This is a genomic window from Streptomyces roseifaciens, from assembly GCF_001445655.1.
In the GTDB taxonomy this organism is placed as follows: domain Bacteria; phylum Actinomycetota; class Actinomycetes; order Streptomycetales; family Streptomycetaceae; genus Streptomyces; species Streptomyces aureoversilis.
On sequence record NZ_LNBE01000004.1, the window covers coordinates 3,095,992 to 3,111,611 of the forward strand.

Sequence of the window (15,620 nt, forward strand, 5' to 3'; positions counted from 1 at the left end):
ACGTCGTCACCCGCGCCTTCCCGGGTCCCGTACACTTCTCATGGCGATCCGGGTCACCGGATCGACTTCGCACGCCCCGCTACCGGCGCGTCAGTCCCTTTCGGGCAGCCCGGTGGCCGTGTCTCTCGGTCCGCGGAACGGTTCTCGCAAGGGCATCGTCCACGGCAGGCATGTCGGGGCGTCAGGAGCGGCGGCCGCCCGGCCGTCGTGGAACCGAGTATTTCAAGGAGCGCGGCCATGGCCGTCGTCACGATGCGGGAGCTGCTGGAGAGCGGCGTCCACTTCGGTCACCAGACCCGTCGTTGGAACCCGAAGATGAAGCGTTTCATCTTCACGGAGCGCAACGGCATCTACATCATCGACCTGCTCCAGTCGCTGTCGTACATCGACCGCGCCTACGAGTTCGTCAAGGAGACCGTCGCGCACGGCGGCTCCATCATGTTCGTCGGTACGAAGAAGCAGGCCCAGGAGGCCATCGCCGAGCAGGCGACCCGCGTCGGCATGCCGTACGTCAACCAGCGCTGGCTGGGCGGCATGCTCACCAACTTCTCGACCGTCTACAAGCGCCTGCAGCGCCTGAAGGAGCTCGAGCTCATCGACTTCGAGGATGTGGCCGCCTCCGGCCTCACCAAGAAGGAGCTCCTGGTCCTCTCCCGCGAGAAGGCCAAGCTGGAGAAGACCCTCGGCGGTATCCGCGAGATGCAGAAGGTGCCGAGCGCCGTCTGGATCGTGGACACCAAGAAGGAGCACATCGCCGTCGGTGAGGCGCGCAAGCTCCGCATCCCGGTCGTCGCGATCCTCGACACCAACTGCGACCCCGACGAGGTCGACTACAAGATCCCGGGCAACGACGACGCGATCCGCTCCGTCACGCTGCTCACCCGTGTGATCGCCGACGCCGTCGCCGAGGGCCTCATCGCCCGCTCCGGTGCCGCCACCGGTGACGCGAAGGCCGACAAGGCCGCCGGCGAGCCCCTCGCCGAGTGGGAGCGCGACCTGCTCGAGGGCGAGAAGAAGGCCGACGCCGAGGCCGAGAAGCCGGCCGAGGCCGAGGCCGCTGCCGAGGCTCCGGCCGCGGACGCCGAGCAGGCCTGACAACTCAGTCGGTAGATACGGCGGGGGACGGCGCGACACGCGCCGCCCCCGTCGTGCACCCGTAGTCACCCACGACTTTCGAGAGAGATTCACAGACCATGGCGAACTTCACCGCCGCTGACGTCAAGAAGCTCCGTGAGCTCACCGGCGCCGGCATGATGGACTGCAAGAAGGCGCTGGACGAGGCCGAGGGCAACCTCGAGAAGGCCGTCGAGATCGTGCGCGTCAAGGGCCTCAAGGGCGTCGCCAAGCGCGAGAGCCGCACCACCGAGAACGGTGCCGTCGTCTCCGCCATCGCCGACGACAACACCTCCGGTGTCATCGTCGAGCTGAAGTGCGAGACCGACTTCGTCGCCAAGGGCGAGAAGTTCGTGGCCGTCGCCGAGGCTCTGGCCGCCCACGTCGCCAAGAGCGCTCCGGCCGACGTCGACGCCCTGATGGCTTCCGAGATCGAGGCCGGCAAGACCGTCCAGGCGTTCGTGGACGAGGCCAACGCCACCCTCGGCGAGAAGATCGTCGTGGACCGCTTCGCGTACTTCGCCGACGGCCTGGTCTTCGCCTACATGCACCGCACCGCCGCGGACCTGCCCCCGCAGGTCGGCGTCCTGGTCGAGCTGGACAAGGCCAACGCCGAGGTCGCCAAGGACATCGCGCAGCACATCGCCGCGTTTGCGCCGAAGTTCCTCTCCCGTGAGGACATCCCGGCCGACGTCCTGGAGAACGAGCGCCGCGTCGCCGAGGCCACCGCCCGCGAGGAGGGCAAGCCCGAGGCCGCCCTGCCGAAGATCATCGAGGGTCGCGTCACCGGCTTCGTCAAGGAGAACGCCGTTCTCGAGCAGGCGTTCGCCAAGGACAACAAGAAGACCGTCCAGAAGGTCCTGGACGAGGCCGGTGTCACGCTGAAGCGCTTCGCGCGCATCCGCGTCGGCGCCTGAGCCCGTCAGCAGGGCAGCGATTGACCTGCGACCCGCTAGGGTCGTACGCAGCCGATCCCTCACCGGTCGGCCGCTGATGTGACGAGGAGGCCATTGCCGTACAGGGAACCGAAAGGACCCATCCGGCAATGGCCTTCTTCGTATGTGCACGAGGAGAGCTCCAATGAATCAGGGTGCGGACGCCCGGCAGGCCGCCGACGACACCATTGCTGACCACGGCCCACGCCGCCGGTTCTTGCTCAAACTGTCCGGCGAGGCGTTCGCTGGCGGGGGCGGCCTCGGCGTCGACCCCGATGTCGTGCACGCCATCGCCCGCGAGATCGCGGCCGTCGTCCGCGAGGGCTACGAGATCGCCGTCGTCATCGGCGGCGGCAACTTCTTCCGCGGCGCGGAGCTGCAGCAGCGCGGCATGGACCGGGCCCGCTCGGACTACATGGGCATGCTCGGCACCGTGATGAACTCCCTCGCCCTCCAGGACTTCCTGGTCAAGGAAGGCATCGAGACCCGCGTGCAGACCGGCATCACCATGGGGCAGGTCGCGGAGCCGTTCATCCCGCTGCGCGCCGTGCGCCACCTGGAGAAGGGCCGCGTCGTGATCTTCGGCGCGGGCATGGGCATGCCCTACTTCTCCACCGACACCACTGCGGCCCAGCGCGCCCTGGAGATCCACGCCGAGGCGATCCTGATGGGCAAGAACGGCGTCGACGGGATCTACGACTCCGACCCGAAGAAGAACCCCGACGCGGTCAAGTTCGACGCCCTCGAGTACAGCGAGGTGCTCGCACGGGGCCTGAAGGTCGCCGACGCCACCGCCATCAGCCTGTGCATGGACAACAAGCTGCCGATCCTGGTCTTCGAGCTGCTCGCCGAGGGCAACATCGGCCGTGCGGTCAAGGGTGAGAAGATCGGCACGCTCGTGAGCGACCGGAGCACGCGGGACTGACGACCCGCACAGCCGTCCGTAGCGGCCTGGCCCGATACGGACGGCAACTCCGTGCCGTGGGAAGACCTCGGCACGGGGATGGACAACTGCCTGCCGGTCGGACACCGTGCAGGAGAAGACGCGCGCAGGGGCGAGGCTCTGCTTACTGATAACACCAGGAGCAAGTGGTGATCGAAGAGATCCTCCTCGAGGCCGAGGAGAAGATGGACAAGGCCGTTGTGGTCGCCAAGGAGGACTTCGCGGCGATCCGCACCGGGCGTGCGCACCCGGCGATGTTCAACAAGATCGTGGCGGACTACTACGGTGCGCTGACGCCCATCAACCAGCTGGCGTCCTTCTCGGTGCCCGAGCCGCGCATGGCCGTGGTCACCCCGTTCGACAAGAGCGCGCTGCGCAACATCGAGCAGGCGATCCGCGACTCCGACCTCGGTGTCAACCCGAGCAACGACGGCAACATCATCCGGGTGACCTTCCCGGAGCTGACCGAGGAGCGCCGCCGGGAGTTCATCAAGGTGGCCCGGGGCAAGGGCGAGGACGCCAAGGTCTCGATCCGCTCCGTCCGCCGCAAGGCCAAGGACGCCCTGGACAAGCTCGTCAAGGACAAGGAGTCCGGCGAGGACGACGTGCGCCGCGCGGAGAAGGAGCTCGACGACACCACCGCGAAGTACGTCGCGCAGGTGGACGAGCTGCTCAAGCACAAGGAAGCCGAGCTCCTCGAGGTCTGATGAACGAGACATCCTGGGGGGCCCCGCCGAGCGCCGGATACCGGGGGTCCACCGACCGGGGGCCGTCCTCTGCGGCCCGTTCGGCGGGTCCTGTGCACGAGGCGGGCATCGCGGCGCAGACTCGGCCCATGCCCATCGTGCCCCCCTCAGGCGGAGATCAGGACGACCGTGACCAGGGGGCCGCTCATCTTCGCGGCCCCCTGTTCCGCGATGAACAGGAGCCCGACATCAGGCCCCAGGACCCCGCCCCGGTGCCTGCCTCCCCCGAGTCGCCGAAGGCAGGAAAGAAGAGCGCCGGCCGTGACCTGCGGGCGGCGATAGGGGTCGGCGTGGGCCTCGGTGCGGTCATCCTCGCCTCCCTGTTCATTTACAAGCCCGTCTTCCTCGGCGTGATCGTGATCGCCGTCGTGGTCGGGCTGTGGGAGCTGACCTCCCGCCTCGCCGAGCGCAAGGCGATCCGTGCCCCGCTGGTGCCGCTCGCGGTCGGCGGAGCCGCCATGGTCATCGCCGGCTACGCCAGCGGCGCCGAGGGTGCGTGGGTGGCCGTGGCCTTCACGGCCCTGGCCGTCCTCGTGTGGCGGATGACGGAGTCGCCGGACGACTACCTCAAGGACGTCACGGCGGGCATCTTCGCGGCCTTCTACGTGCCGTTCCTGGCCACTTTCGTGGCCCTCATGCTCGCCGCCGGGGACGGCGCGTGGCGGGTGCTCACCTTCCTGATCCTGACCGTGGTCAGCGACACGGGTGCGTACGCGGTGGGCTGGAAGTTCGGCAAGCGCAAGCTGGCGCCGCGCATCAGCCCCGGCAAGACGCGCGAGGGGCTGCTCGGGGCGGTCGCCTTCGCGATGGTCGCCGGCGCCCTGTGCATGCAGTTCCTGATCGACGGCGGCGTGTGGTGGGAGGGGCTTCTCCTCGGCCTCGCCGTCGCCGTCAGCGCCACGCTGGGAGACCTCGGCGAGTCCATGATCAAGAGGGATCTCGGGATCAAGGACATGGGCGCCCTGCTGCCGGGGCACGGCGGCATCATGGACCGGCTGGACTCGCTCCTGCCGACCGCGCCCGTGGTGTGGCTCCTCATGGTCGTCTTCGTCGGCTCCTGAGCTGGGCCGGGTACCCTGGAAGGGCTCGCCGCTGTGCGGCGGGCCCTTTTCCGGCCCCGCGCCTGCGGGGGTGCCCCTGTGAGATCTCCGGGTTCCGGCTCGTCCTGCCGCTGGCTCCGCGATTGCGGAGGTCATCCGCCGTCGTCAATGAGGTGTTTTTGCTCATGGCCCCCGCGCCTGGAGAACTGACGTTCGTCGCCCCCCGTGGGGCCAAGCTGCCCCCGCGGCACCTTGCCGACCTCTCGCCCGCCGAGCGCCGCGAGGCCGTCTCGGCGATCGGTGAGAAGCCGTTCCGCGCCAAGCAGCTCTCGCAGCACTACTTCGCCCGGTACGCCCACGATCCCGCCGCATGGACCGACATCCCGGCGGCGGCGCGCGAGAAGCTCGCCGCCGAGCTGCTGCCGGAGCTCATGAGCGTCGTGCGTCACATCTCGTGCGACGACGACACCACCCGCAAGACCCTCTGGCGGCTGCACGACGGCAAGCTGGTGGAGTCCGTGCTGATGCGCTACCCCGACCGGGTCACCATGTGTATCAGCTCGCAGGCCGGCTGCGGCATGAACTGCCCGTTCTGCGCCACCGGCCAGGCCGGTCTGGACCGGAACCTGTCGACGGCCGAGATCGTCCACCAGATCGTGGACGGCATGCGGGCGCTGCGCGACGGAGAGGTCCCCGGCGGCCCCGCGCGGCTGTCCAACATCGTCTTCATGGGCATGGGCGAGCCGCTGGCCAACTACAAGCGGGTCGTCGGCGCCATCCGCCGCCTCACGGACCCCGAGCCGGACGGCCTGGGGCTCTCCCAGCGCGGCATCACGGTCTCCACGGTGGGCCTGGTCCCGGCGATGCTGCGCTTCGCCGACGAGGGCTTCAAGTGCCGTCTGGCCGTCTCCCTGCACGCACCGGACGACGAGCTGCGCGACACCCTGGTGCCGGTCAACACGCGCTGGAAGGTCCGCGAGGTCCTCGACGCGGCGTGGGAGTACGCGGAGAAGTCCGGCCGCCGGGTCTCCATCGAGTACGCCCTGATCCGTGACATCAACGACCAGGCATGGCGCGGCGACCTCCTGGGCCGGCTCCTCAAGGGCAAGCGCGTGCACGTCAACCTCATTCCGCTCAACCCCACCCCGGGGTCGAAGTGGACGGCCTCGCGCCCCGAGGACGAGCGGGCCTTCGTCGCGGCCATCGCCGCGCACGGGGTGCCGGTCACCGTCCGAGACACCCGCGGCCAGGAGATCGACGGCGCCTGCGGGCAGCTGGCAGCAGCCGAGCGCTGAGCCAAGGCCGCAGGTCAGACACCGATGCATGGGGAGGGCACTGATACGGTGCCCTCGCACAAATGAACAATCCGACAGGGGAGCGCCCACGGGGCGCTGAGAGTGCGGCACAGCCCGCAGACCCTCGGACCTGATCCGGGTCATACCGGCGTAGGGAGTCAGCTCGATCATGAACACCAACCTGCGGCGTGCCGCCGGCGCAGTCGCCGTCGGCGTGCTCGCCCTTCCGGCCCTGGCCGCGTGCGGCGGCTCGGACGGCTCCGGGGACTCCGGCACGTCCGAAGGCAAGGACAAGACCGTCACCCTGGTCTCGCACAACTCCTTCGCAGCGTCCGAAGAGGTGCTCAAGCAGTTCACCCGGCAGACCGGGTACAAGGTGAAGGTCCTCAAGGGCGGCGACGCCGGCCAGGCCGTCAACCAGGCCATCCTGTCCAAGAGCCACCCGCAGGGCGACGTCTTCTTCGGCGTCGACAACACCCTGCTCTCCCGGGCGCTGGACAACGGCATCTTCGCGCCGTACGAGGCCAAGGGCCTGGACCGCGTCCCGAGGAAGCTCCAGGCCGACGCCGGCGAGCACCGGGTCACGCCCATCGACACCGGCGACATCTGCGTCAACTACGACCGCGCGTACTTCGCCGGCCACAAGCTGACCCCGCCGACTTCCCTCGACGACCTGGTCAAGCCCGAGTACAAGAACCTGCTCGTCACCGAGAACGTCGCCACGTCCTCCCCGGGCCTCGCCTTCCAGCTCGCCACGATCGCCAAGTACGGCGACGACGGGTGGCAGGACTACTGGAAGAAGCTCAAGGACAACGGCGTCGAGGTCGTCGACGGCTGGGAGCAGGCCTACAACGAGCGCTTCTCCGGCTCCGCGGGAGGCAAGAAGGCCAAGGGCGACAAGCCCCTCGTGGTCTCCTACGCCTCCAGCCCGCCCGCCGAGGTCCTGGGCGTGAAGCCGCAGCCCGCGGAGGGCCCGACCGGCGTCGCCACGGGCACCTGCTTCCAGCAGACGGAGTTCGCCGGGCTGCTGAAGGGCGCGAAGAACACCGAGGGTGGCAAGGCCCTGATCGACTTCCTGCTGAGCCGTACGTTCCAGGAGGACATGCCGCTGCAGATGTTCGTCAAGCCCGCCAACCAGGACGCCAAGCTGCCCGAGGTGTTCACCAAGTACGGCGCGCAGGTGAACGAGCCCGGCACCATGGCCCCCGAGAAGATCGCCAAGAACCGCGACCAGTGGGTCAAGGCATGGTCCTCGCTCGTCCTGAAGTAGGGCCCGGGGCCCCTGCACGGGGCCCCGCGCGAGGCCCCGGCGGGGCCGGGCGGCGGACAGCGGTGCGGCTCGGCCTCATGGCCCTGCCGCTCGCCTTCTTCGCGGTCTTCTTCGCCTACCCCGTCGCCTCGATCGTCTCCCGGGGGCTGAAGGACGGCGGGCAGTGGCAGCTCGGCCGCATCGGCGAGGTCGTGACAGACCCGGCTATCGGCCACGTGCTGTGGTTCACCACCTGGCAGGCGGCCGCCTCCACCGCCCTGACGCTCGCCCTCGCCCTGCCCGGGGCGTACGTCTTCGCGCGGTTCGACTTCCCCGGCAAGCGCACGCTGCGCGCCGTGGTGACCGTGCCGTTCGTCCTGCCGACCGTCGTCGCCGGCTCGGCCTTCCTGGCGCTGCTGGGGCGCGGGGGGCTGCTGGACGAGTGGTGGGGGGTGCGCCTCGACACCACTGTCTGGGCGATCCTGCTCGCCCACGTGTTCTTCAACTACGCCGTGGTCGTCCGCACCGTGGGCGGCCTGTGGGCCCAGCTCGACCCGCGCCAGGAGGAGGCGGCCAGAGTCCTGGGCGCGGGGCGCTTCACGGCCTGGAGGCGGGTCACGCTGCCGGCGCTGGCGCCGGCCGTGGCCGCCGCGGCCCTCATGGTCTTCCTCTTCACCTTCACATCCTTCGGCGTCGTGCAGATCCTCGGCGGTCCCCGCTACGCCACGCTGGAAGTGGAGATCTATCAGCAGACCGCCCAGATGCTCGACCTGCCGACGGCCGCCGTCCTGACGCTGCTGCAGTTCGTGGCCGTCGCAGCGCTGCTGGCCGTGCACGCATGGACGGTGCGGCGGCGGGAGGCGACCCTGCGGCTGGTCGACCCGGCGCGCACGGCGCGGCGCCCGCGGGGCGCGGCCGAGTGGGCGTTCCTGGCGTCTGTCCTGGCGGTCGTCGCCGTGCTCATCCTCGCCCCGCTCGTGGTCCTCGTGCTGCGCTCCTTCGACGGCCCGGACGGCTTCGGGCTGGCTTTCTACCGCGCCCTGGCCTCGGCGGACGGCAACGCCGGCACGTTCGTCGTCGCCCCGCTGGAGGCGATCGGCAACTCGCTCGCGTACGGCCTGGCGGCCACGGCCATCGCGGTCGTCATCGGCGGGCTCGCGGCTGCGGCGCTGACCCGGCGCGAGGGGCGGCTCGTCCGCGGCTTCGACGCCTTGCTGATGCTGCCGCTCGGCACGTCCGCCGTGACGGTCGGCTTCGGCTTTCTCATCAGCCTGGACGAGCCGCCGCTGGACCTGAGGGCGTCCTGGATCCTGGTACCGCTCGCACAGGCCCTTGTGGGCGTGCCGTTCGTCGTACGGACCGTGCTGCCGGTCCTGCGCGCCGTGGACGTACGGCTGCGCGAGGCCGCCGCCGTGCTGGGGGCCTCCCCCCTGCGGGCATGGCGGGAGGTGGACCTGCCCTTGGTCGGCCGTGCCCTGGGGGTCGCGGCAGGCTTCGCGTTCGCCGTGTCGCTGGGAGAGTTCGGGGCCACGGTCTTCATCGCCCGCCCCGACAGCCCCACGCTGCCGGTGGCGGTGGCCCGGCTCCTGGGCCGCCCCGGGGAGCTCACCTACGGGCAGGCGATGGCCCTGAGCACGATCCTGATGCTGGTGTGCGCCGCGGCGCTGCTGGTGCTGGAACGTATCCGCACCGACCGTACGGGGGAGTTCTGATGGCCCTGCTGCGACTGGAGAAGGTCGACGTCCGCTTCGGGGAGCGTGCAGCGCTCGACGCGGTGGACCTGGAGGTCGCCGAGCACGAGATCGTCTGCGTGCTGGGCCCCAGCGGCAGCGGCAAGTCCACGCTGCTGCGCGTGGTGGCCGGGCTGCAGCGCGCGGATGCCGGGCGCGTGCTCCTGGCGGGGCGCGACCAGAGCGGCGTTCCCACGCACCGGCGCGGAGTGGGCCTCATGTTCCAGGACCACCAGCTGTTCCCCCAGCGGGACGTGGCGGGCAACGTCGCCTTCGGACTGCGCATGCGCGGCATGGGGCGGGCCGAGACGGCACGGACGGTCGCCGAGCTGCTGGAGCTGGTGGGGCTGCCCGGTGCGCAGCGCCGCTCCATCGCCGCCCTGTCCGGCGGCGAGCAGCAGCGGGTGGCTCTCGCACGGGCCCTCGCGCCGCAGCCCCGGCTGCTGATGCTCGACGAGCCGCTCGGGCAGCTGGACCGCGGCCTGCGGGAGCGCTTGGTCGTCGAACTGCGCGACCTCTTCGGCCGGCTGGGGACCACGGTGCTGGCCGTCACCCACGACCAAGGCGAGGCGTTCGCCCTCGCCGACCGCGTGGTCGTGATGCGTGACGGACGGATCGCTCAGGCCGGCACGCCGCTGGAGGTCTGGCGCCGCCCGGCCTCCGAGTTCGTGGCCCGTTTCCTCGGCTTCGACAACGTCGTCGAGGCGACGGTCGGCGGCGAGTGCGCGGACACCGTGTGGGGGAAGGTCCCGGTGCCGCCGGGGTCGCGGCAGGGCACGGGCCGGCTGCTCGTACGGCCTGCCGGCGTGCGCCTCGTGCCGGAGACGGAGGGGCTCCCGTGCACGGTCACCGGGCGGACGTTCCGGGGCGACCACGTCGTGCTGATGCTGCGCCCCGCGGACGGCCCCGTGCTGGAGGCGGCATGCGGGCTGCACGGGGCCCCCGCCGCCGGCGACCGCGTGGGCGTCGCTTTCGACGTCGCGGATGTCGTCGTGCTGGACGACGCCGGTACCGCGAACGGCTGAGCAGGACCTCCTCAGCGGCGGCGACCCCACTCGGAACGGATACGCCTGAGCCCCGGCTGCCGGTGCGGCGGCCGGGGCTCAGGCGGCGGTCAGCGGACTGCCGACGGCTGGAGTTCCTGTGGTTCGGGTTCGGCCTCCGCGGGGGTGTCCGGCTCGCCGAACCAGGCGACCGCAACGGCACCTGCCACCGCCAGGACGAAGCCGAGAACGGCGACCCAGGCAAAGCCGGGGCGCGAGTTGTCACCGAGCAGCAGGACGCCGATCATGCCCGGGAGAATGGTTTCGCCGACCACCAGCGCGGCCGTGGCACCGTTGACCGAGCCGATCTGCAGCGCCACCGTGTGCAGGTACATGCCGACTGCACCCGATATGAGGATCGCGTAGAGCGCCGGGTCGGCGATCAGCTTCGGCAGGTCGAACGGGTCGATGCCGTCCAGGATGCGCACGCCGACGCCGATCGCACCGAAGCCCAGACCGGACAGCAGACCGGCCAGGATCGCGGCCCGCCCGCCGAGCAGGCGGACGGCCACCGTGCCGCCGCCCATCAGCACCACAGAGATGATCAGCAGCCACCAGTGGGTGGACATCGGCGTGTCGCCGCCGCCCTCGTGGCCCGCCGCCGTCGCCAGCAGCACCAGCGCCGAACAGACGACACCGATCGACGCCCACTCGGGCTTGGTCAGCCGGATGCCCAGGAGCTTGATGCTCAGCAGTGCGGTCACGACGAGGTTGGCGCTGATGACCGTCTGGGAGAGGAAGAGCGGCAGCATGCGGGCGGCGAGCGCGCCGAGCCCGAAGCCGAGGAAGTCGAGGAACGTACCGACCATGAACTCCCACGTCACCGCGGCCTTCGCGGTGGAGGACAGGCTCGGTCCACCGTGCTGGGTGGTGCCCGACGAGGAGGCCTTCGCGGCCTCCTGGCGGGCAGATTTCCGCGAGCCCACGGCTTGCAGGACCGAACCTGTGCCATAACAGGCCGAGGCCGCGACAGCCGTCACAAGGCCGATGATCACCAATAGCTCCGTTCGCCGGATATCCGTCGTGCTCCTCAAGCAGACGCGCAATTCGGCGACGAAGTTGCCTTGAGTCAAGAACTGGTCAAGAACTGGTGCGCTGCGGCCACTCGGCGGGCCCGGGTTCCGGGCCCGCCCGGCGCGCTCACCGCGACATGGGCAGCGTTACGAGCTCCGCGATCGCCCATGTCAGAGGCGTCAGAACGGCCAGCAGTACGCCGGCGCGCAGGATGGCCGCTCCGCGCAGCATGGAGGCGGGGATGCCGAGACGCTGCAGGGCCGCCGTGGTGCCGGTCCGGTTCTGCCGGCTGTCCAGGGCCGCGGTGATGGCCGTGGCCGTGACGCACGCCATGACGAGCGCCGCGCCGAGGCCGGTGAGGGGGCCGAAGGGGCGCGGCCCGGAGGAGTCCCATGCCGCGCCGTAGAGTTCGGCGGCGGCGAGGGCGCCCGAGGCGACCGCGCACAGCACGCCCAGCGGACGGCCGATACGGGTGGCGGCGTCCTGCAGTATCCGGCCGGCCAGCAGCCGCACCGCGCCGGGCCGCCCGGCGGCGAGCAGGACCCCGCACCAGTGGGTCAGCCCGGGGCCGGCCAGCACGAGCCCGAGAGAGGCCAGGAGCCACCCGCCCAGCACGCCGGGGGAGGTGCCGTCCGTCCGGCCGGGCAAGGAGATCAGCCTGTCAGGGTCGGGCGCGGGGCCGTGCCCCACGTACGCCTCCAGGGCGAGCCCGACCGCGATGATCGCGATGCCCCACGGGAGGCCGGCGTAGGCGGGTCTGGGCATGGGGACCGGAGCGGGGGCGGGCGACGGTGCCTGGGGCGCCTCGGACGGTGCCTCGGCGCTCTCCACCTCCTCTGAGCCCTCCACGGGCTCCACGGCGGGCTGCTGCACCCTGGCAGCGGCATCCCGCCGCGGGTGCAGAGCGAGGACGCACGCGCCCGCTGCGAGGGCGGGCAGGAGGCCGAGGAGGGTCAGTGCCGCGCCCCACGGCAGGTGTACCTGCCCGTCCAGCAGCCGTCTCGCCGAACCGCTCAGCGGGCCGCCGACGTCACCGCGGAGCACCTTGTAGAGCAGCAGGGCGAAACCGCTGCCGAGCGTGCACGAGATCGCCGTCGACGCCGCTGCGAGGACCGAGAGCCGCACGGGGCCGAGCCCCGCGGCGTCCAGGCCGTCACGGGGGCGCGTGGCGGGGTCCGTACGGGCCACGGCGACGGCGAACTGCACGACCGCTGCCAGCGGCACCGCGCACCAGACCAGCCGCACGAGCGACTGCCCCGTCGACTTCGGATGGGCCACCGCGTACCCCAAAGTGCACAGCAGCAGGAAACCCACGCCCGCCGCGGCCGCCGCCACCAGCAGCCTCCGGAGCAGGACCAGCGGGTGCGCGCCGCGCGCTAGGCGGAGACTGAGCACGCCGCCCTGCCCTCTCCCTCGGGCGCGTCGGGTACCGGGATGGCGGTGCCTCGGCGGCCGTCGACCAGGGAGACCGTACGGTCGGCCAGGGTGGCGATCTCGTCGTCCAGCGTGGCGATGACGACCGTGATGTGGTGCGAGCGGGCGGCCGTGGTCAGCGTGCGCAGCACCTGCGCACGGTCCGCGTTGTGCAGCGGCGCCGTCGGCTCGTCGGCGAACAGGACGGTGGGCTCGCTGGCGAGCGCCCGTGCGATGGCGACCCGCTGGCGCTGCGCCTGGAGCAGGGCGGCCGGCCGCTTGCGGTGGCAGTCGCCGACGTCGAGGCGCTCCAGCCACTCACTTGCGGTGCGCTTGGCGGCCCGGTGCCCGACGCCGCGCAGCAACAGCGGCAGGGCGGCGTTCTCCCAGGCGCTCAGCTCCGGCACGAGGTGCGGCTCGCTGTCGATCCAGCCGAAGCGCTCCCGCCGCAGCCGCTCGCGAGCAGCACGCGAAAGGGTGTGGACGGGGGCGCTGTTGAACCACACCTCTCCGGGGTCGGGGAGGAGCTGTCCGGACAGGCATTTGAGGAGCGTGGTCTTGCCGGAGCCGCGTGGCCCGGTGATGGCGAGAATCTCTCCCTCGCGTACGCCGATGGAGACCCCTGCGAGCGCGGGGGAACCACTGTGGGCGTAATGCAAGCCGCGTGCCCAGAGCACGTCGTTGTCCGGCGGGGCCACCATATCGAGCACCTCGGGTCGCTGTAGGGTCCGTTCCCCTGTCCGGGGGAACGAACCGGAGGCCATTGGGTCACTGGCACCGTACGGAACCGGGATCCTAGCCTTTGCCCAGGCTCGGCGCTGGACCGCCGACTTTCCTCCGGTCGGCCTCATGCCCCAGGGGTCGCATATGAGTCGGAGCGCAAATGCGACGGAACGTGCGACCGGGTGTGCGGTGGGGCGTGGTGTGCGTGCGACGGGCGTGCGTCTCGCGTGCGAGGGGCGCGCGGTGCCGTGCGCCGGGTGGCCGGCCTACGCGCGCATGCAGCAAAGCCGTGGCCCACGCGCGCGTGACCAGTGGGGGGTCGCGCGGGGCCACGGCGGGTGGGGCGAGCCGTGAGTGGTGCCGTGCGGCTCGCCCTGGTCCGGTCGTGAGGTCCGGTCAGATCCTGGTCCAGGCCTCCGCGAGCACGCCGCGGACGATCTGCTCGATCTCGTCGAACGTCGACTGGTCGGAGATCAGCGGCGGGGCGACCTGGATGACCGGGTCGCCACGGTCGTCGGCCCGGCAGTACAGGCCGTTCTCGAACAGCTTCTTGGACACGAAGCCATAGAGCAGCTGCTCGCACTCCTCCGGCGTGAACGACTCCTTGGTGGCCTTGTCCTTGACCAGCTCGATGCCGTAGAAGAAGCCGTTGCCGCGCACGTCGCCCACGATCGGCAGGTCGTGCAGCTTGGAGAGCGTTGCGTGGAACGCCGCCTCGTTGTCCAGCACGTGCTGGTTGAGGCCCTCGCGCTCGAAGATGTCGAGGTTGGTGAGGGCGACCGCCGCCGAGACGGGGTGGCCGCCGAAGGTGTAGCCGTGCAGGAAAGTGTTGCTGCCCTTGAAGAACGGTTCGGCGATCCGGTCGGAGATGACGGCCGCACCGATGGGGGAGTAGCCGGACGTCATGCCCTTGGCGCAGGTGATGATGTCGGGCACGTAGCCGAACTTGTCGCACGCGAACATCGTGCCGAGGCGGCCGAAGGCGCAGATGACCTCGTCCGAGACGAGCAGCACGTTGTACGTATCACAGATCTCGCGCACCCGCTGGAAGTAGCCGGGCGGGGGCGGGAAGCAGCCGCCCGCGTTCTGGACCGGCTCCAGGAAGACGGCCGCGACCGTGTCGGGGCCTTCGAAGAGGATCTGCTGCTCGATCTGGTCGGCGGCCCAGCGGCCGAAGGCCTCGGGGTCGTCGCCGTGGATCGGGGCCCGGTAGATGTTGGTGTTGGGCACCTTGTAAGCACCGGGGACGAGCGGCTCGAAGGGTGCCTTGAGGGCCGGCAGGCCGGTGATGGCCAGTGCGCCCTGGGGCGTGCCGTGGTAGGCGACGGCCCGGGATATCACCTTGTACTTGGTGGGGTTGCCGGTGAGCTTGTGGTACTGCTTCGCGAGCTTCCAGGCGGTCTCCACGGCCTCTCCGCCGCCGGTGGTGAAGAAGACCTTGTTGAGGTCGCCCGGGGCGTGGTGGGCGAGCCGCTCGGCCAGCTCGATCGCCTTGGGGTGCGCGTAGCTCCACACCGGGAAGAAGGCCAGCTCCTGAGCCTGCTTGGCGGCCGCCTCGGCCAGCTCGGCCCGCCCGTGGCCCGCCTGGACCACGAACAGCCCCGCGAGGCCGTCCAGGTAGCGCTTGCCCTTGTCGTCGAAGATGTAGGTGCCCTCACCGCGCACGATGGTCGGCACGGGGGCGTTCTCGTACGACGACATGCGGGTGAAGTGCATCCACAGGTGGTCGTATGCAGTCTGGGAGAGGTCCTTGCTCACGGCTATCGGGTTCCCCATGTGTAGGTCTGCTTGCGGAGCTTGAGGTAGACGAAGCTCTCGGTGGAGCGCACGCCCGGCAGGGTCCGGATGCGCTTGTTGATCGTTTCGAGGAGATGGTCGTCGTCCTCGCAGACGATCTCGATGAGGAGGTCGAAGGAGCCTGCGGTCACGACGACGTACTCGACCTCGTCCATCGCGGTCAGGGCGTCGGCGACCGGATCGAGGTCGCCCTCGACGTTGATGCCGACCATCGCCTGCCGTCGCAGGCCCACGGTGAGCGGGTCGGTGACGGCGACGATCTGCATGACGCCCTGGTCGAGCAGCTTCTGGACACGCTGCCGCACGGCTGCCTCCGACAGCCCCACGGCTTTGCCGATCGCCGCGTAGGGGCGGCGGCCGTCTTCCTGGAGCTGCTCGATGATCGCCAGGGAGACTGCGTCGATCGGCGGCGTGCCGTGCACGCTCTTCGGGTCTGGACTACGAGTGGCCACAACTCCACTGTGCATGCGTCTCGCCCGTGTGGCAACCCTCAGGCGATGAAATTCGTTGTATGGGCGCCATGGAATAACTGATTCCGTCGTTCATGGGTGTGAGGTATGTCGAAAGCGTGGCCTTACT

Annotated in this window: 14 protein-coding genes and 1 riboswitch; of the genes, 9 read left to right on the plus strand and 5 right to left on the minus strand. The window is 70.5% G+C overall.

Features of this window, described 5'->3' with window-relative positions; genetic code table 11:
* The first annotated feature begins 237 nt into the window (after positions 1–237).
* From rpsB to AS857_RS31160, 9 genes are all read left to right on the plus strand, one after another.
* A complete protein-coding gene (gene rpsB, locus AS857_RS31120; RefSeq protein WP_058046487.1) occupies positions 238–1,095 on the plus strand; it encodes a 30S ribosomal protein S2 in 858 nt (285 codons plus the stop codon).
* Between the two features lie 98 nt (positions 1,096–1,193).
* Positions 1,194–2,030, plus strand: a complete 837-nt coding sequence (gene tsf, locus AS857_RS31125; protein ID WP_058046488.1) for a translation elongation factor Ts — start codon at positions 1,194–1,196, stop codon at positions 2,028–2,030.
* A 163-nt stretch (positions 2,031–2,193) separates the two neighbouring features.
* Complete coding sequence (gene pyrH, locus AS857_RS31130) at positions 2,194–2,973, plus strand: UMP kinase (RefSeq protein ID WP_058046489.1); 780 nt, start codon at positions 2,194–2,196, stop codon at positions 2,971–2,973.
* Positions 2,974–3,140: 167 nt separating this feature from the next.
* Positions 3,141–3,698 (plus strand): ribosome recycling factor, encoded by a 558-nt coding sequence (frr, locus tag AS857_RS31135; RefSeq protein ID WP_058046490.1) that lies wholly within the window; start codon positions 3,141–3,143, stop codon positions 3,696–3,698.
* The gene (locus AS857_RS31140; protein WP_079110745.1) at positions 3,698–4,798 is read left to right on the plus strand and encodes a phosphatidate cytidylyltransferase; all 1,101 of its coding nucleotides are present in this window, start codon (positions 3,698–3,700) and stop codon (positions 4,796–4,798) included. The genes frr and AS857_RS31140 overlap by 1 nt, the downstream gene beginning before the upstream one ends.
* Before the next feature lie 164 nt (positions 4,799–4,962).
* Positions 4,963–6,072, plus strand: coding sequence for a dual-specificity RNA methyltransferase RlmN (rlmN, locus tag AS857_RS31145; protein WP_058046491.1), 1,110 nt, complete (start codon positions 4,963–4,965; stop codon positions 6,070–6,072).
* A 66-nt stretch (positions 6,073–6,138) separates the two neighbouring features.
* Positions 6,139–6,246: riboswitch (TPP riboswitch) on the plus strand.
* Positions 6,242–7,342, plus strand: a complete 1,101-nt coding sequence (locus AS857_RS31150) for a thiamine ABC transporter substrate-binding protein (RefSeq protein WP_058046492.1) — start codon at positions 6,242–6,244, stop codon at positions 7,340–7,342. It overlaps the preceding riboswitch by 5 nt.
* Positions 7,318–9,033, plus strand: a complete 1,716-nt coding sequence (locus tag AS857_RS31155; protein ID WP_079110746.1) for an ABC transporter permease — start codon at positions 7,318–7,320, stop codon at positions 9,031–9,033. The genes AS857_RS31150 and AS857_RS31155 overlap by 25 nt, the downstream gene beginning before the upstream one ends.
* Positions 9,033–10,076 (plus strand): ABC transporter ATP-binding protein, encoded by a 1,044-nt coding sequence (locus AS857_RS31160; RefSeq protein ID WP_058046494.1) that lies wholly within the window; start codon positions 9,033–9,035, stop codon positions 10,074–10,076. Before AS857_RS31155 ends, AS857_RS31160 begins: the two co-directional genes overlap by 1 nt.
* Before the next feature lie 89 nt (positions 10,077–10,165).
* Here AS857_RS31160 and AS857_RS31165 read toward each other — a convergent pair whose 3' ends face one another.
* The 5 genes from AS857_RS31165 to AS857_RS31185 all read right to left on the minus strand — a co-directional run bounded on the left by AS857_RS31165 (position 10,166) and on the right by AS857_RS31185 (position 15,508).
* Positions 10,166–11,089, minus strand: a complete 924-nt coding sequence (locus tag AS857_RS31165; RefSeq protein ID WP_058046495.1) for a DMT family protein — start codon at positions 11,087–11,089, stop codon at positions 10,166–10,168.
* Between the two features lie 145 nt (positions 11,090–11,234).
* On the minus strand, positions 11,235–12,503 hold the full coding sequence (locus AS857_RS31170) for a hypothetical protein (RefSeq protein ID WP_058046496.1): 1,269 nt from the start codon (positions 12,501–12,503) through the stop codon (positions 11,235–11,237).
* Positions 12,485–13,222 (minus strand): ABC transporter ATP-binding protein, encoded by a 738-nt coding sequence (locus AS857_RS31175; protein WP_058046497.1) that lies wholly within the window; start codon positions 13,220–13,222, stop codon positions 12,485–12,487. The genes AS857_RS31170 and AS857_RS31175 overlap by 19 nt, the downstream gene beginning before the upstream one ends.
* A 418-nt stretch (positions 13,223–13,640) precedes the next feature.
* Complete coding sequence (locus AS857_RS31180; RefSeq protein ID WP_058046498.1) at positions 13,641–15,020, minus strand: aspartate aminotransferase family protein; 1,380 nt, start codon at positions 15,018–15,020, stop codon at positions 13,641–13,643.
* Positions 15,005–15,508, minus strand: a complete 504-nt coding sequence (locus AS857_RS31185; RefSeq protein ID WP_058046499.1) for an Lrp/AsnC family transcriptional regulator — start codon at positions 15,506–15,508, stop codon at positions 15,005–15,007. The genes AS857_RS31180 and AS857_RS31185 overlap by 16 nt, the downstream gene beginning before the upstream one ends.
* Positions 15,509–15,620: the final 112 nt, after the last annotated feature.

Excerpts from the sequence above, each read along its gene's own strand:
- AS857_RS31155 (WP_079110746.1), top strand. The coding sequence starts at position 7,318 with ATGGTCCTCGCTCGTCCTGAAGTAGGGCCCGGGGCCCCTGCACGGGGC.
- AS857_RS31180 (WP_058046498.1), bottom strand. The coding sequence starts at position 15,020 with ATGGGGAACCCGATAGCCGTGAGCAAGGACCTCTCCCAGACTGCATAC.
- AS857_RS31185 (WP_058046499.1), bottom strand. The coding sequence starts at position 15,508 with ATGCACAGTGGAGTTGTGGCCACTCGTAGTCCAGACCCGAAGAGCGTG.
- rlmN (WP_058046491.1), top strand. The coding sequence starts at position 4,963 with ATGGCCCCCGCGCCTGGAGAACTGACGTTCGTCGCCCCCCGTGGGGCC.
- rpsB (WP_058046487.1), top strand. The coding sequence starts at position 238 with ATGGCCGTCGTCACGATGCGGGAGCTGCTGGAGAGCGGCGTCCACTTC.
- tsf (WP_058046488.1), top strand. The coding sequence starts at position 1,194 with ATGGCGAACTTCACCGCCGCTGACGTCAAGAAGCTCCGTGAGCTCACC.
- AS857_RS31150 (WP_058046492.1), top strand. The coding sequence starts at position 6,242 with ATGAACACCAACCTGCGGCGTGCCGCCGGCGCAGTCGCCGTCGGCGTG.
- AS857_RS31175 (WP_058046497.1), bottom strand. The coding sequence starts at position 13,222 with ATGGTGGCCCCGCCGGACAACGACGTGCTCTGGGCACGCGGCTTGCAT.
- pyrH (WP_058046489.1), top strand. The coding sequence starts at position 2,194 with ATGAATCAGGGTGCGGACGCCCGGCAGGCCGCCGACGACACCATTGCT.
- AS857_RS31140 (WP_079110745.1), top strand. The coding sequence starts at position 3,698 with ATGAACGAGACATCCTGGGGGGCCCCGCCGAGCGCCGGATACCGGGGG.
- AS857_RS31160 (WP_058046494.1), top strand. The coding sequence starts at position 9,033 with ATGGCCCTGCTGCGACTGGAGAAGGTCGACGTCCGCTTCGGGGAGCGT.